The sequence below is a fragment of the Microcoleus sp. F4-D5 genome, assembly GCF_036704885.1.
GTDB lineage: Bacteria > Cyanobacteriota > Cyanobacteriia > Cyanobacteriales > Microcoleaceae > Microcoleus.
In genome coordinates this window covers 63,620-89,600 of the sequence record NZ_JAUBSX010000008.1, presented here as the reverse complement: position 1 = coordinate 89,600, position 25,981 = coordinate 63,620, and the positions used below count along the sequence as shown (strand labels likewise).

Genomic DNA, 25,981 nt, shown 5'->3' with positions numbered 1-25,981 from the left:
AAGGATTGCTATACGATCGCTCTATAATGTCAAAATGTAAATCTTTCTCCAATGGATATCCTTTACTGCCTCAAAGGAAATGAACCGCTGTTGTTGGACGATCGACAAAATATCTGGATTATCAAAACTGGTCTTTTAGCATTGTTTGCCACTAAAGTCAAGGATAGTTTAGTTAGCGGCGATCGCCAATATTTGTTCGATGTGGGTGCGGGGGAAGCTTTATTTGGTGCAGCGCTGGGAGAAGAATGGGGGCTTTTGGCCGTGGCGATCGAACCCACAGAATTATACCAAATTAAAACAGCAGATTTGGTCGCGCAGGTAACAGTTGGTGAAGAAAAAGCAATTGGGTTAGTGAATGGTTGGGTAAACCGTTTAAAGAAGACATTCAGCCAGGAATACACAGCGGCGTTCGCTTCGCAGGAATTATCCTTCATCAATTCCGAGAGTGCTGCTTCACTGCCAAACATTTTAGCCGATTTACATACCGATTTATTTAATTATTTGAACTGGCAGGAGTTGCAGAAAACAGAGGCGGCTTTTCGACAACTTCAAGAAAGAGAAGAACTGAATCTAATCGCAGTCAATTCAGCCCTGTCTAAGTTAGCGGGTGTGGTCAAACCGCAGCAAGAAACGGTATCCTTCCAGCAAGGAATTCCTTTGTTAATTGCTGCGGGTGCAGTGGGAAAAGCGATGGGAATAACGATTAGTCCTCCGACGCAGTTGGAAGAACTCAAATCTCTAAAAGATTCGGTGGAGGCTATAGCGCGTTCCTCCCAATTTCGGATTCGGATGGTGGTGTTGGAGGATGGCTGGTGGCGAAGAGAATACGGCCCTGCTTTAGCTTGCACAATTGCAGGGCATCCGGTGGCTTTGTTAGTTGTTGGTAACGGTTACGTTTTGTTCGATGGAGTAACTCAAACTCAGACGAGGGTGAATGAGACGGTGGCGGCGACTTTGGCACCGGAAGCTTACCAGTTTTACCGACCGTTACCTAGTGTGATTAATAATGTGCTGCCCTTGTTAGAGTTTGGCTTCAAGGGGTATGAAAAAGACATCGCCAGCATTATGGCGGTGGGAATTATTGCTACCCTGCTGGGGATGGTGGTGCCGCAGGCGACGGGAATTTTGGTGGATAGTGCGATTCCAGATGCCGATCGCAATTTATTATGGCAATTAGCGCTGGCATTGTTGGCGCTGGGTTTGGGAAGGTCAGCGTTTGGGATGTCTCAAGGGATTGTGGCGCTGCGAGTCGAGAACAGCGTTGATAGTTCGTTGCAAATGGCAATATGGGATAAACTCCTGGGATTGAGTCCGGCTTTTTTTCGGGAATATACTTCCGGCGACTTGCTCAACCGCACCTTGTCAGTGAACCAAATTCGCAAGATACTGTCGGGGGGAACGCTACGCACTTTGATGAGTGGAGTGTTCGGTTTGCTGAATTTGGTGCTGATGTTTGTTTACAGTTGGCAACTCGCTTTTGTGGGGGTGGGGATAGCTTTGCTGACAACCGCAGTCACGTCTGCGGTTAATTTTTTGGTAATCCGCAATTTGCGACGGCTGCAAGAATTGGATGGCGAGATTAGCGGGTTGGTGGTACAACTCATTAATGGGGTGGCTAAGCTGCGGGTGGCGCAGGCGGAAGACAGGGCGTTTGCAGCTTGGGCCCAAAAGTACGGCGATCGCATGAAGTTGGAAGCTGGTTTGCAGCGCCTTCAAGATAGAATGGGCGTGTTCAACGAGTCGCTGTCCTTGGTGAGTTCGGCACTTTTGTATTGGTTTGGCGTACTGTCGATTCAGATGGCCCAAGCTAATGACGGTAGCGGGTTGACGACGGGTACGTTTTTGGCTTTTAATTCGGCGTTGGGGATTTTTAGCGGCGCTGTAAGCAGTATTAGCAGTACCGTGACTGATATTTTGGGAATTGTGCCGCTGTGGGAACGGGCAAAGCCGATTTTGCAAACGAAACCGGAGTACGAACTTCATAGAGTAAATCCGGGTCAGTTGCAGAGTGGGGTGGCTTTGGAGGGGGTGACTTTTCGCTATCGGGATGAGGGATTGCCTGTACTCGACGATATCACTCTGCGCGCTCAACCGGGTGAATTTGTGGCGATCGTCGGGCCGTCGGGAAGTGGGAAGTCAACGATTGTCCGGTTGTTGTTGGGATTTGAAACGCCGAATTCGGGAAGGGTTTGTTACGATGGCAAAGATTTGGCGGAGTTAGATTTGGTGGCGGTGCGAAGGCAGTTGGGGGTCGTGCTGCAAAACGGTCGGATTGGTAGTGGTTCGATTTTTGAGAATATCGCGGCTGGGGCCTTGGTGTCGCACGAAACAGCTTGGGAAGCGGCGCGGATGGCGGGTTTTGCTGAAGATATTGAGCAAATGCCGATGAAGATGCACACGGTGATTAGTGAGGGGGGAACCAATCTTTCGGGAGGGCAAAAGCAGCGGTTGTTGATTGCCAGGGCCCTGGTGAATCAGCCGAAAATTATTGTGATGGATGAGGCGACGAGTTCGTTGGATAACCGCACGCAAGGGATTGTGGTTGAAAGTTTGGATAAGTTGAAGGCGACGAGGATTGTAATTGCCCACCGATTGAGTACAATTCGCCATGCGGATCGGATTTATGTTGTTGAAGCGGGGCGGGTGGTGCAGGTGGGGAAGTTCGAGGAGTTGGTGCAGCAAGAGGGTTTGTTTGCACAATTGGTGGCGAGACAAATGGAGTGAAAAAGGTAGAAGGCAGAAGTTTATTATGCGATCGCAATTTTATTGTTTCTCTGTCAGTTGGGTAAGTCGTCAACCTCAACCACAACCAGCTAGCAAGTCTTACTGAGGAAGTAAGTTGATAGCTGGTCAACCCTCTTGGGGGTGAAAAATTTTGAGCGATCGCGCAACCTGGTTTCCTGACACTCAGCGAGTGCCAGGTATCAAAACGCGAAAGAGGTTCCTCGAATCACGCGATCGCCACAATCGACATACCAGATTACCCTGCTAAAATCCCCATACCACGGCAATAAGAGTTCTCTATTTATGCCAAAAGACATAAATATTACTGTTGAAATTGATACTTTTTTATATCTATGGGTAAATTTCACGCAGGATGTAATGATGCAACAATTACTAATAGTAAAAAATGCTCGATCGCAATTAAAACAAACACAAGAAAACTTGAAGGAGAATTTATGTCTAACATTCAAATCGCTGGTTTCCAATCTAACCTTATTGAAGAATTGGATGATGCAGATTTAATGGCAGTAGTAGGTGGCGGCATTGTTGGTGATCTTGCTAGTAATCTTACTGGAGCCATCTCAGACTCTGGCAATCAGGGTACACCAACATCAGCGACGATCCAATTCGCAGGAAATACTGTTTCTGGAGCTGGGCAACTCGTAAGCGGTAATGTGGGTACTTTTGGAGAGGTACTTTTACAGGGCGTAAACGGCACAGCAACTGATCTTGGAAATAGTTTATAGGGTGTGGATAGCAATACTTCATTCCGGCATTATAATACCTAACACTCTCTGAACTACCAAAAAGGACTGGAGTTAAAAACTAACTCCAGTCCTTAATTTTTTTGCTTTATATAAGTACGCATATTTTGCACTATGTCAATTTGTAAGTCATAATAATCGAAAAATTGAATATTGCCAAGAACTTTATGAAAATATTTACGCCAAAATATATTTTAACTACCTCAGTTCCTCAATTTTTTAGGTTTAAACATAATGGTACTACTTACCGAACAGAGGTTCTAGCAGGTGTCACGACGTTTATGACTATGGCTTACATTTTGGTCGTGAATCCCAGAATCTTATCAAATGCTATATTTATCAATCAGCCTGGTGATTTGTTCAATCAGCTTCTGACTACCACTGCCATTTCCTCGGCGATCGCAACTGCTTTAATGGGACTATTAGCTAATTACCCCTTTGCCCTCGCTCCCGCAATGGGTCTAAATGCTTTTTTTGCTTTCTCAGTTGTGTTGGACTTGCAGATGAATTGGCGGTTGGCGCTAACATCTGTCCTCATCGCAAGCTTAATTTTCACTTCGTTGATTCTATGCAATATCCATGTCCAAATTATTAAAGCGATTCCAGCTTCCCTCAAACACGCCACGGTAGCGGGTATTGGTTTGTTCATCGCCTATATTGGTCTTTCTGGTGTTCCTGAACCTCCCACTCTCGGAGCAGGTATTATTGTTGCTAGTAAAGCGACCTTAACAACTATTGGCTCCTTCAGGCAACCAGCTACTTTACTCTCAGCTTTTGGTTTATTGCTGACCGCTACTTTGGTAGCACGTCATGTTAAAGGAGCGATATTATGGGGTATTTTCGCTACAGCGCTGTTAGGTTGGATACTAGGCATTGCTCCCTCTCCTGAAAAAATTATTGCCTTACCTGAATGGCCGCAAGACTTGATTAATCAAGCATTTACAGGTTTGAATTACCTTACACCCAAGCAAATCTGGAATTTTGTGTCTATCACACTTACCTTTTTATTTGTAACTTCTTTCGACACCATTGGCGCACTTACTGGTTTGGGACAACAGGCTGGTTACATCAACGAAAATGGTGAATTGCCTCGCGCTACTAAATCTTTGTTGGCGGGTGCTGCAGGCACAACTTTTGGGGCATTGATGGGCACTTCTCCATGCGCGACCTATCTGGAATCTGCCTCCGGCATATCAGAGGGGGGCCGGAGTGGTTTCACATCTGCGATCGTAGCAGCCCTGTTTCTGCTTTCTGTATTATTTACTCCCTTATTTGCAGCAGTGCCTGCTTTCGCTACAGCACCTGCATTAATTATGGTGGGTTTTTTGATGATGAGTAGCGTGCAAAACATTAACTGGAAAGATCCAGCAGAAGCAATTCCTGCATTCCTAATTCTTCTCACTATGCCCCTTACTTACTCTATTGCAGAGGCATTGGCAATTGGTTTCATTATTTACCCTTTGATTAAAGTTTCTCAAGGACTGGCTCATCAAGTTAATAAAACTGCATATTTTTTAGCAGCTATCTCTGTGTTTCACTTCGTACTAAGGAATTAAATGGTAGTGCTAACATCAATAAGGCTCAACTTTTCGCTTGATGTTACAAAACTCACCTTCAAGCGGGCTTATAGCAATTGGAAAATCTGGAATTCATACCTGTATTCAGCAACCCCACTTAAGACTCTATCCCTAGAAGCCCGACTTCTCTAAAAAGTCGGGCTTCTAAAAATCATCCTTCGCTGCTAAGCAAACGCACATAACTCCCCCCTTGGGCCCACAACTGCTCATGAGTACCCCGCTGTACAACCAAACCCTGCTCCAGTACAATAATTTCATCGCAATCCCGAATCGTACTGAGTCGGTGGGCAATCACAACACAAGAACAACCGCGCCGTCGCAAATTCCGGTCTATCATCAACTCAGTTTGAGCATCCAGCGAACTGGTTGCCTCATCCAACACCAACACCGCCGGATTTCTCACCAAAGCGCGGGCAATTTCCAATCGCTGGCGCTGTCCCCCACTCAAATTCATTCCCCCTTCAATCAGCTTCGCCTCGTATCCTCCGGGCAATGATAGAATCGTGTCGTGAATCGCTGCATCCTGACAAGCCTTTATCAAATCCGCTGGCGCTACAGTCGAATCCCACAAAGTGAGATTTTCCCGCACAGTTCCACCAAACAGAAAGATATCCTGTTCCACCATTGCCAAAGCAGAAGTTAAAACAGAACGCGAAATCTGTTTTCTGGGTGTACCATCAAAGAGAATCTCTCCCGACCAAGGTTGGTAAAGACCGCAAATTAGCTTAGCAACGGTAGACTTACCAGAACCGCTAGTCCCCACAACCGCCACTCGTTGACCGGGTTTCAAACTCAAGCTAAAATTTTCAATCAAGGGCTTTTCTACCCGACTGTAACCAAAAGTGATATTCTGCAATTCAACATAACCCTGCAAGCGAGAGGTGATTGGTGATTGGTGAAGAGAAAAAGTTGTTCCCCCTTTTTCCTTTTCCGCTTCTCCCCCTCTTTCCACCTCTGAGTCCACTGAATTTTGCAATACATCATCCAGTCTGTTTAAATCGGCTTCCAAATCTTGCAACAAACTGCCAAAATTAATTAAACTGTCGATCGGTCCAAAAAAACCAGCCATTAAACTTTGGTAAGCAACCAGCATCCCCACACTCAGCGTCCCGTCCATTACCTTCAAGCCGCCGACTGTTAATATAGAGGCTGTCATCAAGGCCGACAGCAGCGTGGGTAGGATTGTTAAAACTTGAGATTGTAAACCTAAATCCTGCTGTGCGTTCAGCGCTTTGGCGTAGTAGCCGGCGAACTTGGCAAACGAGTCGGACTCCAGACCAGAAGCTTTCAGTGTTTCGATCGTTTGAATGCCTGCGATCGCCACCCCGTTCACCTTACCATACTCCTGCGCCAGCTTGAGATTCGCATCCACCCGCGTCCGCAACATCAACTGTAGGGCGAAGAAATTAATTGAGGCAAAAACCAGGGCGATTCCTGTCAGCAGGCGATCGTACTGCAGCATAATTAAAAAGTAAAAAATCATCATCACCGTGTCGATGATTGTTTTACCCAAAGTACCCGAAAGTATCCCCGCAACCTTGTCATTTAGCGACACGCGACTGCTAATTTCACCCGCAAACCGCTGTGCGTAAAACCCAACTGGCAAACGCAAAATGTGCCAGACAAACTGCCCCGACATCGTTACCGACAGCTTCAACATCAAATTCCGCAAATAGGTAAGTCGCAGGGAAGCGAGAATACCCCTGAGTAGCGCCGTGAGAACCATTCCCAGCACCAAAGGCTGTATCCAATCTTGGCGTTCGGAAACCAAAATTTCATCCACGAATACTTGGGAAAAAGCAGACACTGCCAAGCGAGGAACGGTGAGCAAAAACCCCGCGAACAGCGAGAATAAAATGGTACCCCAAGAGTGCCGCAACCGCGACACTAAAGCCGCGATAGTGTTCCTTTTTTTACCGCCCTTTTGAAAAGAAGGGCCTGGTTCCATTACCAGGATAACCCCAGTGTAAGCGCGATCGAACTCTTCCAAAGAAACCGTTCGTCGTCCGGTAGCCGGGTCGTTCAGATAAACGCACTTTTTCCCGAACCCCTCTACTACCACAAAGTGGTTAAAATTCCAAAATACAATGTAGGGTGAGGGAATGCTTTTCAGTTTTTCCAACTGCGCTTTAAACCCTTTGGCATTTAAACCATAGTTCCGCGCTGCTTTGACGAGATAAAAAGCACTAGAACCATCTCGCGACACGCCGCACTCGCGCCGCAGTTCCGCTAGCGGGACAATGCGCGAGTAATATCCTAGAATAATGCCCAAAGCAGCAGCACCGCATTCTACAGCTTCCATTTGCAGTAGTGTAGGAGTGCGAGTGCGATTGGGTTTAGTTAGCTGTAAAATTTTCCGAATCAAGACAAATTGCATAATTAATAAAAAACACCACCCAAGAGTATCCCACTTATGCAAATATACTCTTGGTGGACGGTAAAGTGTTCGTATTTCCGGTGGAGGCTGTGAGGTGTTGCCATAAAATTACGAAGACACGATTTATGCAGTGAGAATTCGTTGATGCTGCGTTCTCTGGCAAACAACCACCGCAAACGAAAGATTAATTTATATTTAAAAAGAGTTCCTTATGCCATTCCTGTTAAATTCTCATAATGTTTTAAATTATTTAGTCGATCATAGCTTAGGCAATAATTTTGAACGATCGCTAATTAAGATCGAGCTAGTTGCCGCTAAAAACTTTAACTTATTAGTGACTTTCCCCGATAGTCGCAAGCTATTAATTAAGCAAGAGCGGCACAATCATTCGGGGCAAGCAGCAGGAGAGCTTTTAGGAGAGTGGCGGGTCAAAGACTTCTTGCAGGAATTTTCAGAACTAAATTACCTATGCCTATTTTTGCCTGATGTGCTGCATTTTGATGCGGAGAATTCTATTATTGTCCAAAGATATTTAGATGAATATCATAATTTAGCGAATTTTTACCAAAAATACAATAATTTTAACAGTGAAATTGCTATAGCGATCGCCACCATCCTCGCCACCATCCATCGAGCCACTTTCAACCGCCAAAACTATCAGGAATTCTTCTCGGCAAAACCAGATAATCTCAGCCCTGCTCGCGTCCCTTACTGGATTCGCAGTATAGAAGAGATCGGACCGGAAATTTTTGGTATAGTTCCCGCAGATGGGCTGAAATTCTTTAAGCTCTATCAGCGATACGAAAGCTTGGGGCAAGCAATGAGAGAACTTGCCGAGGTTTTTCAACCCTGCTGCTTGACCCACAACGACCTCAAACTCAACAACATTCTCCTCCACACCAATTGGGAACAAGAAAGTTCTAACATCGTGCGGCTGATTGATTGGGAACGCTCTTCTTGGGGAGATCCTGCCTTTGATTTGGGAACACTCATTGCCAGCTACCTGCAAATCTGGCTGAGTAGCTTAGTTATTAGTAAGTCTCTGACTATTGAAGAATCTCTGCGTCTGGCTATGACCCCACTGGAACAGCTTCAACCTTCCATTGCTGCTCTGACAAAAGCTTATTTCAATCACTTCCCGGAGATTTTAAAGCATCGCCCCGATTTCTTGCTGCGAGTCGTGCAATTTGCAGGATTGGCATTAATTCAACAGATTCAAGCCATGATTCAGTACCAAAAATCCTTTGGCAATAATGGAATTTGTATGCTGCAAGTTGCCAAGAGTTTGTTAGGTCGTCCGCAACAATCCTTGGCGACTGTTTTCGGAACCGCAGCTACAGAACTAACTCAATTTTAGACCTGCTGCTGCTCTTGATGTTTAAATCGCAACGAAACTATCATGCAACTAGGAAAATTCTCTCAAACTCAACAACCTAATTCTGCTTCACAACAGCTACTGGATACTTTGCAAGACATTGTTAACAATGTGCAAATCCACTCCAGCTTCTGTATCAGCCATCCAAATTACAAACCTTTGGAATTACCAGATGAAGTGGTCGTCCGCTTCCAGCGAATGCCTGCGGATATTCAGAATAAGTATTTGAGCCTGCAACTGCGAAGTTTTCTCTACGGTATCTATTACAACGGTTCTATGCGAAGAGTTCTCGCACCAGACCCCGATTCAGATAGTTTGGCACTCCACCAGGATTTAGAAAATAACACCCGCTTGGGAGTAGACATAGCATTTTACGAACAATTGCACTCCTGCAACGGGGGCACTGGGTATTTCGATCGAGGTTGGTCTGTGGTGAGGCAAGAAAATGACGGTACTCTTGCTGTGAATAAGGGCGGTTTGACTTTACACATTAAGCCCCAGAAGCATCTGCAACTCGCCGAAAACGCTGCTATCGGTGAGTTGGTAGCGATCCGAATGCCTCGTAATTTAGTGCAGAACGGGTTCTACGTGGCAGTTGGCAATGCCGGACTGCGGAGTGAGAGTCATCCTGACCGCGAATTACAAATCGTGCGAATTTACTTCAATTTCAGCCCAGAAGGTGCCGTAGCGGTGATGGGAAGTCTGACGCGCGAGTTAAACAACATCTCGATTCCCTTTCATTTTAAGACGCTATACAATCCTGATGATTATCAGCGCTACGACTCAGGCGTGCTCTATTTCGAGAAAAGTCACTATGAAGCCGTCCGGCAGGTTCTTGAGAGTGTTTATGCAGAAACAAAAGCGCACTTTAACGCAGATGTCCCCCTATTCACCAAGTTCCTGGCACCAGGCGTCGGTTTAGCAGAGGAACCAGACAGCAAATTTGCCGACCAAGAAAGCTTTGGGATGAACCGCTGCCAAATACTTGCCAATGGTTTGCTGGAGGCTTGGCACTCAATAGATGACTCCCCGCAGGCGCGGATGACCTCTATCCTCCAGCAATTCTCACTTTTGGGCGTTGAATTGCTGCGTTCCTACCTGAATGCTAATTCTCTGGATATATATACGCATATGAATTTTTGATGAAGATTAGCTCTTATGGCAGAAGAACTTACTACTGGAGAATACTGTATGCTAAATTATTAATTTCAAGACACATAGAAGGGAAAATCAAATGATTAATCCGAAAAATAATGACGAAAATAATGACGTGACAATCGCCGGAACTGACTTGTTTGCCGATTCCGAAAGCTTCTTGAATGAACTGACCGATAGTGAATTGGTTCAAATAGTAGGAGGAGGCGTAAAGGTAGGACTAGATGTAGCTGGCAATGAAGTAGGGGCAAATCTTTCCGATCAGTGTAGCACCTTAAGCTTATTGCTCTGCGAATATTAATCGCTTGCTCAAAGCATAATGCTTGGCACCTAAAACCAATTTGCCTAGTTAAATAGAGAGTGGAATAATAACCCCTCTCTAATACCTATTCTGTGGTTTATTTATTAAATTTATCGGGTCTGAAAACACACTCGTCTAGAAAAAGTATCTGTTGTGGCTATCAAACTCAACTATAAAAACCTATTTGATTACTTAATTGATGCTGCTATATGCCACAAAGACGACTTAGACCATCTGAAAGTTGACGTTAATAATAGCAGGACTTTTCATTGGGTCGTCGAGTTGACTAGAAATCAGGGCAAGCTATTTGTTAAGCAGCTACCTCATTTTAGTAGACTGGATAACGATCTTAGGATTTCTAAAGAGTGGAAGCTTTATAATTTTTTGCAGTCTCACAAAGATTTAGATTATGCTTCCTCCTTAACTCCAGAAGTCCTGCATTTTGATGACAGCAATTCGATACTTATATACAAATGCCCAAATGATTATATTACCTTAAAAAGTTTTTATGAACATCAGGAAGCTTTCCCAATAGCGCTAGCAGAACTGGTGGGAACAACTTTAGCAAAGCTACATTCACAGACGATGAGTTCTCAGAAATGCCACGCTTTTCTGACTGAACTGGAAGAATGTAAATTTAACTACCAACTTCCTTATCCCGATTATCTTTCTGACTATCTTGTCAGCCGGATTGAACCTGAGAGTTTAAAGAAGACTCAAGCGCTTTCTTGGAGATTTCTTGGTATTTTTAAACAATCAGATGCTGTGAGGGAAGTAGTTACAGAACTGGTGTTGAATCATCGCCACTGCTGTTTAACACACAATAATATTCAATTTCATAAGATTTTCATACCCCAGCATTGGGATAAGTTACGATCGGAAATTCAGAATTCCGCTCGAAGCCTAATTAAGATTATTGATTGGGAAGCATATAGTTGGGGAGATCCAGCTTGCGATTTAGGACAAGCAATTCTTGGCTATTTTCTCTTCTGGATCGACAGTACGATCGCGCATCGTGCTATTGAAATCAAAAAATCTCTACAGCTAGCCACAATCCCTCTAGAAGCCGTTCGTCCTTCAATTGTAGCCATGACCAAAGCTTATATCAATACTTACCCAAAAGTTTTAGAAGATTATCCAGAATTTCTCAAACGGGTTGTTCAGTTTGCTGGACTTGGTTTAATTTATCAACTCTTAACAGAGTTTCAACTTCAGCCAGAGATTGCTTTAAGTCGCCAAAACCTTTATTTTTTCATTGCTGCACAATTACTATGCAAACCAGAAAAATTCCTGTCAATTTAAATTTTATAATTTTTGATTCAATACCCTGTTACAACTGGATGTAGGAGTATCTATCATGCAATTCCCACCTACTTTACAAGAGACTTTACATGATATTGCTAGCAACATTCAAATAGAATCCTCCGAATTCCGCATCAGTCATTCTCACTATCCTGCTATAGAAACTCCTGCTGCTACTGTGGCACAACTGCAAAAAATGCCTCAAGCAAGTCAGGATAAGTATTTAAACTCCCAGTTATTAGAATTTATACATAGCATTTACTTTGAAGGTTCGCGTATCAGAGAAGTCAGCCCAGGAATTAAGACGAACGAACAAATTCTCCAAGAAATAGATTCCAGAGAAATAGACTGGGAATTTTACGAACAACTGGATAGAAACAATCACGGAAAAGGTTTTTTTCATCCCGGACACCGCATCGTTAAACAGGAAGCTGATGGTAGCCTTGCCGCAGAATTCGATGGTGTGGTTCTACACATCCAGCGAGCTCGTCATCTTCCTGTAGCCTTGCAATCTGCTGCTGTAAACGATCCAGTAGCAGTCTTGTTACCTTCTAGCTATATTAATGGAGATAGGTATAGAGCAAATGGCGATGGCATAGGTGGTTTACCGCCTCTCAAGTTTCACAGTGACGGAATAGTTGTTTACTTCAACTTCACTCCAGAAGCTGCTGTTTGGAGTATGAATTATTTAACGACAAAATTGAATGAAGTTCAAGTTCCCTTCGCCTTCGAGGTGTTACACAATCCTTTGAACTACAGCTTGTATGACTCAGGATTACTGAAATTTCCTTATAATCCAGACGAGTCTTACCGATACAAAGAAATTCTTTTACCAGTCTTACAGGCGATTTACGCAGAAAATAAATCTCACTTTCGGGATCGGGTTCCCATATTTACTAAGGTACTCGCACCTGGTATTGGGTTAGCCGAACATCCGGCTTCTGAACTGAAGTTCGGATCTCAACAAAAGTTTGGAGAAAACCGCTGCGAAATTGTTGCCAATGCTTTGTTAGCAGCTCATCAAAACAATGATGAATCAAAACAAGCTCGGATGAAATATATCATCCAAAACTTTGAGCGGTTGGGGCTTGACATAGAGCGTCCCTATCTGAATCCTAACTCGGAAGATATTTACACACCATTAGACTGAAGCAAGGGTGTGAGTTGATTCGTGACAGTTTGAAAATTCCCATAGCAAATATTTGATCGTAATTCTGTCTTTTTTGCTCATTTTCCTGTTAAAAAAAACCTGTTTATTTTCAATAAACACCAGTCCAAGAGCGAAACATAGGAATAATATAAGAAATCGGAGCCACTTCTCCTACTTTGACCCGAACTAATGTAGTAGTACCTGATGAAAGTTTTAACTCAGGCCCCTTGGAAGAAGACCAATTATAACCGCTCTTTGTAGTTGCATCTTCTTGCAATTGAACAAAAACTTGCACTCTGGCACCATTCTCACCAGCCAGACTTTTCGCTAACTCTTCATTGCCAACAATTGCAGCAATTTCCTGAGTTGTCACCGAAAAAGGAGAAACCTTCGTTACTACCCCAACAATACCACCGTAGCGCTCGCGCTTGACAACGCTGGGCGTAACTTGTACATTCATACCTTGTTTAATTTGTTTACCATCTTTATCCGCCAAATAAACAAGACTTTCCAGTTTGACATTAGAATCTTCAGCTTCAATTATTCCCAAACGAGTTCCAGCGCCCACAATTTGACCCGGAATAACGCTGGTTTCTAAAACATACCCATCATGTTTGCTGATAACTTGACTTGACTGAGCCAATTGCACTTCTAATTGAGAAATATTGTCTTTTATTACTTGAGTTTGATTGGTTTTGTCAATAGACTTTTCTACGTCTTGTTGAAGCAGTTGGCTTTTTTGAGCTTCGATTTCCTTAATTTTGGTTTGGAATTCGTCAATTCTATTTTGAGCTTGTAGGTATTCGCGCTCCGCATTAGTTTTTTGGATTTGGATTTCTTGTAAGTTGGTTTTGAATTCGTCAATTCTATTTAAGTTTTGCTGGTATTCCCGTTCTGTATTGATAACTTGAACGTCAATTTCTTTAATAGCATTCTTGATGTCATCAACTTTATTGAGATTTTGGAGATATTCCCGTTCGGTATTGGTTTTCTGAACATCAAGTTCCTTAAGTTGCGTGTCGATATCCGACACTTGCGTCTGCGCGTTCAACAATTCCTGTTCCGACTGCAACAGCACATCCTGACTGACGATTTTTTCTTCAAACAAACCGCGACGAGCTTCTACCCGCTGTTGCAAAGTTTTTAGCAACGCGCTAATTTGTTGCTTTCGCTGCAGAAGACTTTTGCGTTTTTCTGCCAGTGCTGCGAGAGTTTGTTGGCGCAGCATTGGCGTAACTTGCTCTCGGCGCACACTTTCCTCCAGACTTTTACGCTTTTGTGCAAGTGCGGTGAGAGTTTGTTGGCGCAGCACAGGCGTAACTTGCTCCCGGCGCACACTTTCTTCCAGACGAAAGCGTTTTTGCTCTAGTGCTTTGAGCGTTTCTTCTCGCAGCATTGGTGCGAGTGACTCGCGACGAAAACTTTCTTCTAAGTCTTTCTGCTGTTGCTGAAGCGTTATCAATTGTAGCGCTATCTGCTGCTTTTGCAGAGTTAAGGTACTTTGATTCTGCTGTTGCAGTTGGGCTAACTTGGCTTTTTGTAACTCTAATTCTTTTTGAAGTTGGGACTGATCGATCGTAGCGAGTACCTGCCCTTGTTTAACTCTATCTCCGGCCTTAATATTTATGTTTAATATTTGACCTTCCTTAGGCGCTTGAAATTGTACCACATGACGGGGACGGATCAATACGCCAGCACCGGTAACTGTGAGAGGAATGCGCCCAACTACACTCCAAACGCCAGCCCCAACAATTAAACAGCCCATCGTAACCAAAGGCAACCAAGTTTGAGGGCTGACTACCCGCATTAGTTTGTCGAGTTGTTCGGGTGAGGAAAGGCGCTCAAGCGCTTCTTCACGGAAGAGTTTGTTGCCTGAAGGCATACATTTTTTGTGTTTGCTTGGCTAGTGATATTTTCTATAGTAAGCTTTAAAGTCCCATGATACTTTACCTATTAGTTTCACTTCAAAAACCCTAATTTGGCGTTGCTGAATACAGGTATGAATTCAAGATTTCCAATTGCTATGGGCCCGCTTGAGGGTGAGTTTTGTAACTTCAACCGAAAAATTGATTCATACCGTGAATCAGCAACGCCCTTTTCAGACTACCGAGATTTGAACTCGTCGGAATATCTTTGGGGGCTGTTTCAACATCAATAAACTGATGACCGAAAGTAATTAGGTCCGGGGCCAGAGGATTCATCCGTGGAGGGAGAAAAAAAGCTCCGAATCATCTTGTGCTCGCCCCCGAATTCATCCGTGGGGTCGATTCTAAAATCTAAAATCTAAAATCTAAAATCGATTGACCGCAATCTACACAAATGTGATGAGTGCTTACCTCGGATCTTAGCGTTCTTACGGATGTGTTGGGAACAGCATTCAGGACATTGCATGAGGTTTGACCTCCATTTATAGCACCTTTATGCAAAGCGGAAAATATTTCCTTTTTGCTTGTTCCCTCTTGGTTGTTTAACATCCGATATTAATCGCCGATTTCCCCGACAACTTCCGCAGCAGCCTGAGTTTCGAGCCAGAGTTTGAGCAGCAAGAGCTCCGCCCGATCGCCCAACACCGTCGCAAACACGCCGTCAGCCCCCTCAGATGCGCCAGAAATCCACGTCCCCCGCAGAGTCACTTCTACAAAGTCAGCATCAGCAACACAAAGCTCGATCGCATCGTTGTCGTCTCGCCGGGCCTCAGATTCCAACAGAGACAGCGCCGCCAAATTCGCGGGCAGCAAAAATGCCGCAGTGCTCGGTTCGACGCTGATGCTTTGACCAACTCGCATAGCCAGCACAACTCGCAGCGCCACTAACTGTTCGGGAGATTGAGCCAAACGCTCGAGGTTAAAGCCCGTTTCAGTGTAAGTCAACTTCAGCATATTGACAGCCCTAAATTTGGAATTGAAAGTTGAAAATTGGTAATTGAAAATTGGTAATCGGGAATTGGTAATTGGGAGTTAGGGCAGATTTTAGATGAGAATTACGCATCAATTTAAAATCTAAAATCTAAAATCTAAAATCTAAAATTCTTCCCATTATTTATTCCCCAATTTGGTATTCGTGCCAAAACAGTTCTGCAAAAGCAACAGTGGGGTGTATGGGGGCTTTCGGCTTAGTTCGCAGAGACATTCCAGCTTCTACGGGAGTTCGATCGCCCTTACGAGAGTTGCACCGTTCGCAAGCCGTCACCACGTTGTCCCAAGTATGCGGGCCGCCCTTCGAGCGAGGCATCACGTGATCCAGCGTCAAATGCCGGCTGCTACCGCAGTATTGGCAAGAATGAGCGTCGCGGCGCAGAACTTCCCGGCGATTGACCGGGGGGACTTTCCACAGGCGTTCCCTGTTGCCAAAAGTCAAGCGGATTTGTTCGGGTACGTGGATGCTGCTGCTTGGCGATCGTACCAGCCAGCCCTTGCCAATGCTAAAATCCAGAGGTTCAGCCTTGCCTGTTACTAAAAGTACGATCGCCCGTTTGATGTTGACACGGCTCATCGGTAGGTAATTCTGAGAAAACACCACCACAGATTGCCTCAATACATCAGTTACTACGGTCACGGCTTGCTCCTCCTCATTTGGATTTTGGATTTTAGATTTTAGATTTGGGATTTGTTGGGATTTGGAATTTTCGATGCAACGCCTGCATTGGCTATATCTAGTTTTTGCGAATTCCCCAAGCCTTTGGGAATTTCTCAAATATCCAATCAAATGCCCCCGCTTCTGTTACGAGAGAAGCGGGGGCTAGAAAAACTGCGTTCGTGCAAATTTTCATCCTGTCTTGGTACAGTCGTTTAGCTGTACCTCCCGCTTCGCGTATCTCGATATGGCTGTGCGACTTGCAGGCCGTCTCGGTCTACCTCGTTGTAATTAATTTCTGAAATTTGTCCTAATCCACTATAACCGGGTTTAATTAGGCCCCGCCCCCCGCACGAGGTCGCTGCGACAGTCGCAAAACCCGTCCTAAAGACGTGCCATAACGACTCGGAGCGACCCCTTGGGCGATCGCACTTCAGTTGACAGGTGGAGTAGGTGGGAAGAAATTTCAAAGTCGGCAGAAAGTGGTAAGAGACCTTTAAATCTAGCTTTAAACATACTACACTGATATTACACATATGTCCACCCGTCACGGAGAAAAAATTATGCATACCCTACCTAGAACCTCAACCACCGAAATGGAAGTCACCAGCATTCGACTCGAAAGAGAACTCAAAGAGAGACTCAAAGAACTCGCGGGCAATCAAGGCTATCAAGCTTTGATTCGAGATTTGCTCTGGAATTACGTGCAGCAGAAGTCTGGAGAGTACCGCCAGATGTTTTCTCGATCGGATATTCGAGCCAGCATTAATGCCACAGCACAGCAGGAGGAACGCTGCGCGCTTACAGGAGAGTTGATTCGACCGGGCGGGCCGATGTTATTAGGACTGACGATGCACGGCGAAATGGTTCCGCTGAGTATGGGGAGTATGGCGGGATTAAACAGTTTACCCAATTTGTAAGAGCGATCGGCCTGGGGCCTTCACCCCAGGCGCTGAAGATCGTACTATTTTAGATTTTAGATTTTAGATTTTAGATTTTAGATTTGGGAATGGCTTATAAGATCGGGGTTTAGAGCGCTGGTCTAGAGTTGCATTATTTTTGGGAACTGGTATAAAAATACTTCGGACTGTTGTTGATTGCCAACCGTAGAATCAGGATTTCAAGGCGATTCGGCAATAGAACTACCAACTGACATCATGTTCGGTCGAGCGACAGCGATTTTTGTAGGGGTGGGTTCACCAACAATACCTGCCAACAATTGACAATCTCAAAAACCCACCCCGACCGGGATATTATGGTTAACCGATCGCAGATGACATGACATCTTGCACCATTTTCAATCAGCTTTTTATGGGCGGGTTCTCCTACCCAACCCTACTCCCCACAAGCAATTGCACTTGCGGTGGAACAGGCCGGAAAGCCTGTTCTTGAGAATGATGCAAGATGTGAGCTACTAACGAAAAATCGAAGGTTTCAGACTACGAACTAAAACAGTCCGGGCTATTGGTATAAAATCCCGCAGTATTGAAACAATATCTATTTAACCAACCGCGAAGACGCCAAGAGCACGAAGAAAGATGGAGAAGAAGATAGCTAATGCCAGCGGTTCCGGATTCTGGTAACGCAGGTGCGGATGCTCCAAAACGCACGGGCTAGTGCTAAACTTTCCATCGGGCGTGCTGACAGACGATCGTAAATTTGATGGAAAAAATTAAAGTAATGCTGAAAAACCGCTACTTGACTGCTGCGAGTTCGATCGCCCTTCTCACAATTATTGCCGGCTGCGCAGCTACTGAATCACCTGAACTTGCATCTCCCTCTCCTGTAGCTGAATCTTCTCCGCCGCCGGTTAAACCAAGTAAGCCTCAGCCCTTAATAGTCTCTGCTACCAATCCCGAAACCCCCACAAATACCAAAATCCAGCAATATCTCAACGGCTTGACAGCACAAGGTTTTGCCAAAGAAGACCAGGGGATCTGGATGCAATCTGGCAATACTTTGTTAGCGAATCATCAAGGTACAGTTCCTCTGTCAGCCGCTTCTATTACCAAAGTAGCAACATCTCTGGTAGCGCTGCAACAATTCGGGCCTGAACATCAATTTATTACTTTAATTGGTACAACTGGAAAAATAGAAAACGGTGTATTAAAAGGCGATTTAATTGTTCAGGGAAGCGCCGATCCGTTGTTTGTTTGGGAAGAGGCGATCGCCCTCGGTAACGCCTTAAATCAAAAAGGTATCCAGCGAGTCACTGGTAATTTGATAATTGCCGATAAGTTTTACATGAACTTTGAACTCGATCCCCTCAAATCGGGAGAATTGCTCAAACAAGGATTGAACAGTCAAATCTGGCCCAGCGAAGCCGCCGCCCAGTATCAAACCCTGCCTCCCAATACGCCAAAACCCCAAATAGCAATTGAGGGTACTGTAAAAGTTTTGTCAGCACCTCCCAATGACGTGCAACCTTTAGTCAAACATTATTCTTTGCCCCTCGCCGAACTGATCAAAAAAATGAATCAGTACAGCAACAATCTCATGGCAGATATGCTAGCGGATACTGTCGGCGGCGCTAAAATAGTCGCCCAAAAAGCAGCAGCAGCAACCGGAGTTCCGCCGGCAGAAATTCAACTCGTCAACGGTTCGGGATTGAGCGAAGAAAATCTCATTTCTCCCCGGGCTGCTTGCGCGTTGTTTATCGCTTTAGAACGCTATCTTCAACCTTACAGCATGACAGTTGCGGATGTCTTAACTGTAGTTGGGAAAGATAAAGGAATACTGTCAGAACGACCGCTTCCCAAATTAGCAGTAGTCAAATCTGGCACGTTGGATAATGTTAGCGCTTTGGGCGGAGCGCTGCCAACTCAAAAACAAGAAACAGTGTGGTTTGTGATTATGAATCGCGGGGCAAATGTCGAGACATTTCGCACTCAGCAAGAGGTTTTGCTGAAAAGCTTTTTGAATGAGTGGGGAAGCGTTCAAGTTTCGCCGCCCGAATTAACGCCAAATCCTGCTAGAAATAGTAAGGTATCTCGCAGCGAAATTGTTCAATAAACTGTTGTGCATTTAATTTGTATATTCCGGGCGGGCTAGAAGCCCACCCCACAACAGAGTTTTTAGGGTGCGTCAATCGATTTTAGATTTTAGATTTTAGATTTTAGATTGACTTGCGCGAGATAAGTGCTCTTTCTTGAGGATTTTAGATTTGAGATTTTGGATTGATTCCACGGATAAATCGCGTGGCGGGTACCACCTTTGAAATTCCTGGTCAGCATAGAAGTTTTGAATTTGCAGCTAAAATAATGCAAGCTGATGCACCCTAGGAGTAGAAACTAATTTAATTAGGGGTTTTCGCCCTCGCTACCACAATGCCGATCGCACTTTCGACTCTCCTAATATATCTCTGCAAGTCGTAAGCAACTGTCACCTCCCCAGCAGGCGAAGCGTGAATTAAACCCATATTGCCGTCAGCATTGCGGTAGACTAAACCCGTGTGGGTGACATCCAATCCTTTAATCTCCGTGGCTACCGCTACAATATCCCCCGGTTTTAACTGAGAATAAACACTTTTTATCCGATTTGTCGGGATGTAATTAACAGTAGTTTTGGCTAAGTCTGCTTCTTGGCTGACAATGCACTGATAAGTCGCTTCGTCTTTGACCATTTGCGGGTAACTGCTGCGGTGCTGGCTCATGAAATTTAGTGTTTTATTCATAGGCACTCCGCCCAATTTAGCGGTAATATTTTCCACTGTTTGCCGTTTTTGATTGTCGTTAATCCATTCGGAAAAATAGTGCAACCTGCTGCAATAACCGTTCATTTTACCGTTTAAATACCGCTGTTCTTCTATGCGATTTACAAAATTTTGATAGTCGTAATCTTGTACTGCTACGCCCCTGGCGATCGCCAAAACTGTTTCTACAAACAAAACGCAATCAAATTTATTCAAAGTTACGACCAACTTTTCTTCGCCGGATTTGTCCAGCAAACCCTCGGCGTAGGGTTTTCCTAGGAAATAATCGGCGATCGCCTGGACGATTTCTCCGAGCGAGCGATCGTGCAAATTTTGTCGTTTTGCATACTGTACAACCTTTTCAAAACGTGCTATGTCTTCTGGTTGTGCAGCGGTTTCTCTCTCCGTATTATTTGATTCCGGTCGTCTCGCCAGCACCTTCAGCAATTCGGAATAAGAAATTTCCGCTAAATTGTTGAAGTCCCAAAACAGACTCGGGAAACTGGAAACAGTTTGCTTGTTTGTTACTTCCCGATTTTCGCTTTCTCCCGTCAAGGAAACCGCTACATCTGCTCCCTGTCCTGCTGTTTGTCTATCGACAACATATTCCCCAGCAGGTTGAGACTGAAATGCCCAAACATCACGGATTAAAAAATTATTCACGCTGGCGATCGCAAATCCCAAAACAGCCAGACTCAAAAAATTTCTCATGTTTTTCAAAGGATTTTGCTTCAACTGAGTGCTATCCTGAAATTTTTACAATTATTAGAAGTCTCAATCAGCCTAGCAGACCGATAAAATTGGCAACAGCACACTCGATCGACACACTTGTCATTTAGACGCCGCCCTATTATAAACTGATCGTGCGAGTTTGATACCACAACACAATGCAAGTAGAACGCCGACGCAGCCCAATCGGGCCCCAACGCCCAGTCCAGCCCCAACGCCAAAGCAGCGAGCGTCCAGTCAAGTCCCGACGCCAAAGCAGGGAGCGTCCAGTCAAGTCCCGACGCCCAATCCAGACCCGACGCCCAATAGACTTGTTGCAAAAGTCACTCTCAATTCTTGAAATTATCTGCGTTAATCTGCGTTCATCTGCCTTGTATCTGCGGTTGACCGATCGAGCAAAGATTCATGAAAGAGGTATAATCCAATCCCGACGCCAAAGCAGCGAGAGCCCAGTCCAATCTCGTCGCCGAAGCAGCCAGGGCCCAGTCCAATCTCGTCGCCGAGTGAGGACGAAATTTTCTCGGTTAAAATACCGTAACATCCTGTGCTTGATTGCCGGGGCGATCGCGATCGGTTGGATTGTCACAATACCGTTCAGAATTCGCCGTCCCCCAGAACCGCCAGTCATCTTGACTCAACAGCCCATCTCGCCTCAAGAAACACTCTCGCCTCCGACAATTGAACCATCGGAAAATTTAGCCGACCGTCAAAGCGAGCCTACCTTCAGCTACAACATCAAAACACCTCCCAATCCAGTTTACTCTCAAGAATTGCAAGGGATTGTTGATGAATCTGTGAAGATTGCAACCAGCAAAGGACTGCCGGCAGAACGGCTATCAATTACCTTATTTGATGTCAGCAACTCCAAAACTCACACCTTTGCCGGATATCAAAATCAAACTCTCCGATTTCCCGCTAGCGTTGCCAAATTATTTTGGATGGCAGCCTTTTACTCAGCCATCGAAAAAGGCCTGATTACGCAAAGAGAATCTTCCTTTAAAAACGACCTGGAGCAAATGATTCGCATCTCCAACAACGATGCTGCCAGCAGGCTTTTAGATAAAATCACAGATACAAAATCCGGCGGAAGGCTCGCAGGAGAAGAGTTGCAAACCTGGCTGAAAAAGCGGACGCAAATTAACACATTTTTCCAGTCAGCAGGCTACAATGATATTCGTATAAGCACCAAAAATTATCCCATATACTATTTGAGGCAAGAAGGTCCTATCGGTCGCGACTTGCAATTGCGGGGCGATGCTTCCCAACCGATTCGCAATCAAGTAACTACCGACCAAGCCGCCAGATTAATATATGAAATCTATACTAGGCAAGCGGTTTCTAGCGTCGCCAGCCGCAAAATGGCTTACTTGCTGACCAGAGATTTAGACCCCAAGGCATGGAAAAATGACCCTAGCAATTCGATAAAAGGATTTCTCGGCGAATCTTTACCAACTAATATTTATTTTGGTTCCAAAGTGGGCTATACTTCCAAATCCCGCAGCGAAGCGGCATTTGTTAGAACTTTAGACGATCGCGCGATTTATATCTTAGTTGTTTTTGCAGACGATCCTGCTTATGCCAAGGACGAAACAGCTTTTCCGGCCATTTCCCGATACGTTTTCGATCGGCTAAACACTCGCGGCCCCAGCAGTTTGCAGTGATGTTGAGTAGGGCGAATTCACTCTTTTTATATGAGGACTGACGCAAAAAAACCGGTTTCTGCCACAAATTCAGCACTGGCGACCAAATAAACCGGTTTCTGGATCGAAAATATCAGGTTTTAGACCAAGCCCGCAGCCAGAAACCCGGTTTGTTACAACATCCTGTGAGCAACCCCTAATTAGATGTGCAGTTAGGGAGTCCCTACTGTTTTGTCTGCAAAGCACGGACTAAAAACTATCAGTTAGATAATTGATTGAGCGGACACAATTTAACTGGGGCGAAAGGATTCGAACCTCTGAATGGCGGGACCAAAACCCGCTGCCTTACCACTTGGCGACGCCCCAACGTCTTAACCTTCACTATCTTAACATTCAAACACAGAAATCTGTCAAGCATTTTGACAATAAAATTTAAAAAATGTTTTTGAAAGCGATCGCCCGCAGGTTTATGCTTTGAGTTCAGGGGGGCGAGCTACCGGGATTTCAATCCTGAAATCCGCTCCCTGTCCCGGTTCCGAGATACACTTCAAACTTCCTCCGTGTTTTTCCACCACTATCTGGTAGCTGATAGACAAGCCGAGTCCCGTACCCTTGCCTACAGGTTTAGTGGTAAAGAAAGGGTCAAACAAGTGGCATTTAGCTTTTTCGGGCAATCCGGGCCCGCTATCTTGAATCCGAATCACCACAACTTGACCCCTCGACTTTCCTGACTCATCAGCCTGAGAGTCTTGGCCCACTACCGCCGTCGAGATTTTGATCGTCTTGGGTGGAGGCTGATTTTCTAATGAGTCGATCGCATTCGCCAAAATATTCATAAATACTTGGTTGAGTTGTCCGGGATAGCACTCTACCTTCGGCAAGTCGCCGTAGTTTTTAATTACCTCAATTCCCGGCACTAGCCCGTTTGGCTTCAAGCGGCTGTGCAAAATCAGCAGCGTGCTGTCAATCCCTTCGTGAATGTCCACCGATTTCATCTCGGCTTCGTCGTGCCGCGCGAAGTTCCGCAGAGACAGGACAATTTGGCGGATGCGTTCAGTTCCCATCTCTATTGAAGACAGAATTTTCAGCAAATCCGGCACTATAAAATCAACATCGATTTCTTCGTTTTTGTCGAGAATTTCGGGGCAAGGTTGGGGGTAGTGCTTTTGATACAAGTGCAGCAAATCCAGCAAATTTTTCATGTACTGCTTGCAATAAGTCAAGTTGCCGTAAATAAAATTAACCGGATTGTTAATTTCGTGGGCGACGCCGGCGACCATTTGACCGAGAGAGGACATTTTTTCGTTTTGGATCAGCTGAGCTTCTTTCTGCTGCAACTGCTGCAAAGTTTCCGCCAGTTGACGGGCTTGAGTTTGAGCGGCTAAGGCTGCCGCCCGGGTTTGGGCGTAGAGTTCGGCTTGGTCGATCGCGATCGCCAGTTGATCCACCACCGCTTGCAGCAATTCCACTTCGCTCGTCGCCCAGGAACGGTGGCTGCTGTAATGGTTGCAAACTACAGCACCCATTTGACCGGAGCGAGTCTTGAGCGGCAGCAGCAGGTTAGAAACAATCCCGAGACTGCTCAAAAAAGCTCGCGTGGGCGGTTCGATGCACAGTGCTGTTGCAGCGTCGCCGATCCGGAGCGTTTGGCGGTGGCAAATTTTCTCGGCCAGCAGGGTTACTTGTTCGATCGGGTATTCTGTAAGCCGGTCTTTCACTTCCGGATTTGCCGCTTCGTGGGTGATTGCAAAGCTTGGCTGCCCGTCTCGCGAGACGGAGTACCACAAAAAGTAGCACTGGTCAACCTGCAACAAGCTGCGAATTTCGTTGACAGCAGTCTCTAAAATTTTGTCGAGGTCGAGGGAATTCCGCATCTGGCTGGCGAGGCCGAAGAGCAGGCCTTCCCGGCGGCTCAACAATTCTTCTCGGGCCGCGTGGCGATCGATCGCCACGGCGATGGCGTTAGCCATGCAACCGAGAACTTCTAGCGCTCGCTCGCTTGCCAAAGCGCTACTGCACAGAGCCATCACTCCCACCAGCCGCTCCTCGACAATCAGCGGATAGGCAACGGTGCAAAGAGACGGGTTGGACATTAGGCACACAGGAGCCGTTTGGAGTTTTCCCGATTCGGTTCGCACCCAATCTTCTATTTCCCGTGTCCGCTCTTGGCTGCTAAGTCCTGAATAGGCCTGCAATTCTAACCGCTCTGTTTGCAGGTTGAACGTCCAGATGCTCGCCCCTGTGGCGTCGAGGTACTCTACCATTGCCTCGGTGCAGCGGTTGAGGATGACCGATATTTTCCCGCCTTGTCCGAGGGCTGCACCGACTTTAGCTTGCAGGGTTCCCAAGCGAGCTGGCTCTTCTAGGCATGCTGCCGTTAGTTGGCGATCCGAGGTGTCCTGGGGGTCGGCAGCGATTTCTCTGATTTGTTGGGTATCGTCCGCGCGCCCGATGCCCGCTGAAGCTGCCCACACATATTGAGATTTGTCTGTTTCGCCCTGCGTCGGGAGCTTTTTTGTTCCGTATATTCTCCTGCTGCTCTGTGGCGTATGTACCGCACACAAGCAGCAGCGGTTCGAGCCAGAAACTAACTCCGAGATTTGCTGGCTGTTCGAGCTGATATCTTCTACCTCTGGCAGCGGTTTCTGAGCTTTGGCTAATTGCCAGCGCAGATCGACCAAACTTGCAACTTGCCGACTCAAAGCTTGCAGACCTTCTATCGTTTCTTTTGTCAAGTCTCGCGGCACCGAGTCCATGACGGATAGCACTCCCAGCACCTGCCCATCTGAGCTCACAACTGGGATTCCGGCGTAAAATTTGACGAAGGGGTAGAAAACGATCAGCGGATGCTCGCCAAATCTCACATCTGTGGAAGCGTCTCGGACAATGGCGGCAGGCAGTTCTTTAAACGAATTTATAGGGAGTTCGATCGCAAATTCCGGAGCAACTGGCGGTTTTTGCAGGGAAATTGCCCGGTCAAATTCTGAGTTTGAGTTTGAGCCGGCTGCGAACTCTTCGGGAATTTGGTCCAGGGCGCGATCGCAAAAATTCAGGTAACAGTCGGCCAAAGTTCGATCGATACCTAACTGCGACTTCAACCAGTGGCGGTTACCGTCAATCAAGCTCAAGAAAGCAATAGGAGTTCTGCTCATTTGAGCTGCCAAACCTATTAAATTATCCAAGCAAGCGTCTGGAGCAGAGCCGAGAAGCTGATACAAGTCAATGTTATGGAGCTTGAACACTTTTTTACCAAGAGGCAAGGGTGCTTTCATCATGTGTAACTGCCCGTCTAGTTGCTGGCAACCGCCCTTCTCAACACTTCCCTTGAAAAACAAGCTGTGAATTCTGTGCTGAGAGACTCTGGGCGCAAGTTCGGCGCAGGTTGCTGGCGCCGAATTCAGACAAACCTCTTGACCGATCTGGAAACTTTTGAGTTATGGGAGTTAGAGCACCCCAGATCTAAGACTATATAAATTATACTTCCAGTTGACTGTGCTTTTGAATACCTCCGGCTCTCTAAATCTAAGAGCCTCTGTTGGGAGGAAGCCTCTTTCCCAAATTTATGACGATTGCTTACCTAGAATTTTTTTATCAGTTTAATTGTATTTTAACAGACTTGTCTA

The 25,981-nt window shown here is 45.6% G+C and carries 17 protein-coding genes and 1 tRNA gene; 11 read left to right on the top strand and 7 right to left on the bottom strand.

Translation table 11 applies throughout. The features are described 5' to 3' along the window. Positions 1–51: 51 nt before the first annotated feature. The 3 genes from QUA80_RS06060 to QUA80_RS06050 all read left to right on the top strand — a co-directional run bounded on the left by QUA80_RS06060 (position 52) and on the right by QUA80_RS06050 (position 5,044). Positions 52–2,724, top strand: coding sequence for an NHLP bacteriocin export ABC transporter permease/ATPase subunit (locus tag QUA80_RS06060; RefSeq protein WP_333422359.1), 2,673 nt, complete (start codon positions 52–54; stop codon positions 2,722–2,724). 353 nt (positions 2,725–3,077) lie between these two features. After that, a complete protein-coding gene (locus QUA80_RS06055) occupies positions 3,078–3,470 on the top strand; it encodes a hypothetical protein (RefSeq protein ID WP_333422357.1) in 393 nt (130 codons plus the stop codon). A gap of 164 nt (positions 3,471–3,634) precedes the next feature. Further along, complete coding sequence (locus QUA80_RS06050; RefSeq protein WP_333422355.1) at positions 3,635–5,044, top strand: NCS2 family permease; 1,410 nt, start codon at positions 3,635–3,637, stop codon at positions 5,042–5,044. 172 nt (positions 5,045–5,216) lie between these two features. On the opposite strand, the gene QUA80_RS06045 is transcribed toward QUA80_RS06050, so the two are convergent. Then, entirely contained in the window at positions 5,217–7,442 is a 2,226-nt protein-coding gene (locus QUA80_RS06045) for an NHLP family bacteriocin export ABC transporter peptidase/permease/ATPase subunit (RefSeq protein ID WP_333422352.1), read from the bottom strand. A 211-nt stretch (positions 7,443–7,653) separates the two neighbouring features. Between QUA80_RS06045 and QUA80_RS06040 the strand changes: the two genes are divergently transcribed. The 5 genes from QUA80_RS06040 (at position 7,654) to QUA80_RS06020 (ending at position 12,725) form a co-directional block, all read left to right on the top strand. Continuing rightward, positions 7,654–8,799 (top strand): phosphotransferase, encoded by a 1,146-nt coding sequence (locus tag QUA80_RS06040; protein ID WP_333422351.1) that lies wholly within the window; start codon positions 7,654–7,656, stop codon positions 8,797–8,799. 42 nt (positions 8,800–8,841) lie between these two features. Next, a complete protein-coding gene (locus tag QUA80_RS06035; RefSeq protein WP_333422349.1) occupies positions 8,842–9,960 on the top strand; it encodes a T3SS effector HopA1 family protein in 1,119 nt (372 codons plus the stop codon). Positions 9,961–10,051: 91 nt separating this feature from the next. Further along, entirely contained in the window at positions 10,052–10,273 is a 222-nt protein-coding gene (locus QUA80_RS06030) for a hypothetical protein (RefSeq protein WP_333422347.1), read from the top strand. A gap of 153 nt (positions 10,274–10,426) precedes the next feature. Next, the gene (locus QUA80_RS06025) at positions 10,427–11,575 is read left to right on the top strand and encodes a hypothetical protein (protein ID WP_333422345.1); all 1,149 of its coding nucleotides are present in this window, start codon (positions 10,427–10,429) and stop codon (positions 11,573–11,575) included. A 55-nt stretch (positions 11,576–11,630) separates the two neighbouring features. Then, the gene (locus tag QUA80_RS06020) at positions 11,631–12,725 is read left to right on the top strand and encodes a T3SS effector HopA1 family protein (RefSeq protein WP_333422344.1); all 1,095 of its coding nucleotides are present in this window, start codon (positions 11,631–11,633) and stop codon (positions 12,723–12,725) included. A 109-nt stretch (positions 12,726–12,834) separates the two neighbouring features. On the opposite strand, the gene QUA80_RS06015 is transcribed toward QUA80_RS06020, so the two are convergent. From QUA80_RS06015 to QUA80_RS06005, 3 genes are all read right to left on the bottom strand, one after another. Next, complete coding sequence (locus QUA80_RS06015) at positions 12,835–14,607, bottom strand: NHLP bacteriocin system secretion protein (RefSeq protein ID WP_333422342.1); 1,773 nt, start codon at positions 14,605–14,607, stop codon at positions 12,835–12,837. Between the two features lie 598 nt (positions 14,608–15,205). Beyond that, positions 15,206–15,604, bottom strand: a complete 399-nt coding sequence (locus tag QUA80_RS06010; RefSeq protein WP_333422341.1) for an alr0857 family protein — start codon at positions 15,602–15,604, stop codon at positions 15,206–15,208. Positions 15,605–15,764: 160 nt separating this feature from the next. Further along, entirely contained in the window at positions 15,765–16,280 is a 516-nt protein-coding gene (locus QUA80_RS06005) for an HNH endonuclease (protein ID WP_333422339.1), read from the bottom strand. 581 nt (positions 16,281–16,861) lie between these two features. Here QUA80_RS06005 and QUA80_RS06000 point away from each other — a divergent pair. Next, positions 16,862–17,218: a ribbon-helix-helix domain-containing protein gene (locus QUA80_RS06000; RefSeq protein WP_333422337.1), complete on the top strand. Its 357-nt coding sequence runs from the start codon at positions 16,862–16,864 to the stop codon at positions 17,216–17,218. Between the two features lie 742 nt (positions 17,219–17,960). After that, positions 17,961–19,310: a D-alanyl-D-alanine carboxypeptidase gene (locus tag QUA80_RS05995; RefSeq protein WP_333422335.1), complete on the top strand. Its 1,350-nt coding sequence runs from the start codon at positions 17,961–17,963 to the stop codon at positions 19,308–19,310. Positions 19,311–19,593: 283 nt separating this feature from the next. Here QUA80_RS05995 and QUA80_RS05990 read toward each other — a convergent pair whose 3' ends face one another. Further along, positions 19,594–20,700: an N-acetylmuramoyl-L-alanine amidase-like domain-containing protein gene (locus QUA80_RS05990; protein WP_333422333.1), complete on the bottom strand. Its 1,107-nt coding sequence runs from the start codon at positions 20,698–20,700 to the stop codon at positions 19,594–19,596. Positions 20,701–21,221: 521 nt separating this feature from the next. Between QUA80_RS05990 and QUA80_RS05985 the strand changes: the two genes are divergently transcribed. Beyond that, positions 21,222–22,379 (top strand): serine hydrolase, encoded by a 1,158-nt coding sequence (locus tag QUA80_RS05985; RefSeq protein WP_333422331.1) that lies wholly within the window; start codon positions 21,222–21,224, stop codon positions 22,377–22,379. Between the two features lie 273 nt (positions 22,380–22,652). On the opposite strand, the gene QUA80_RS05980 is transcribed toward QUA80_RS05985, so the two are convergent. Together QUA80_RS05980 and QUA80_RS05975 are read right to left on the bottom strand one after the other, a co-directional pair. Further along, positions 22,653–22,724, bottom strand: a tRNA-Gln gene (locus tag QUA80_RS05980). 101 nt (positions 22,725–22,825) lie between these two features. Then, complete coding sequence (locus QUA80_RS05975) at positions 22,826–25,633, bottom strand: GAF domain-containing protein (RefSeq protein ID WP_333422329.1); 2,808 nt, start codon at positions 25,631–25,633, stop codon at positions 22,826–22,828. Between the last annotated feature and the right edge of the window lie 348 nt (positions 25,634–25,981).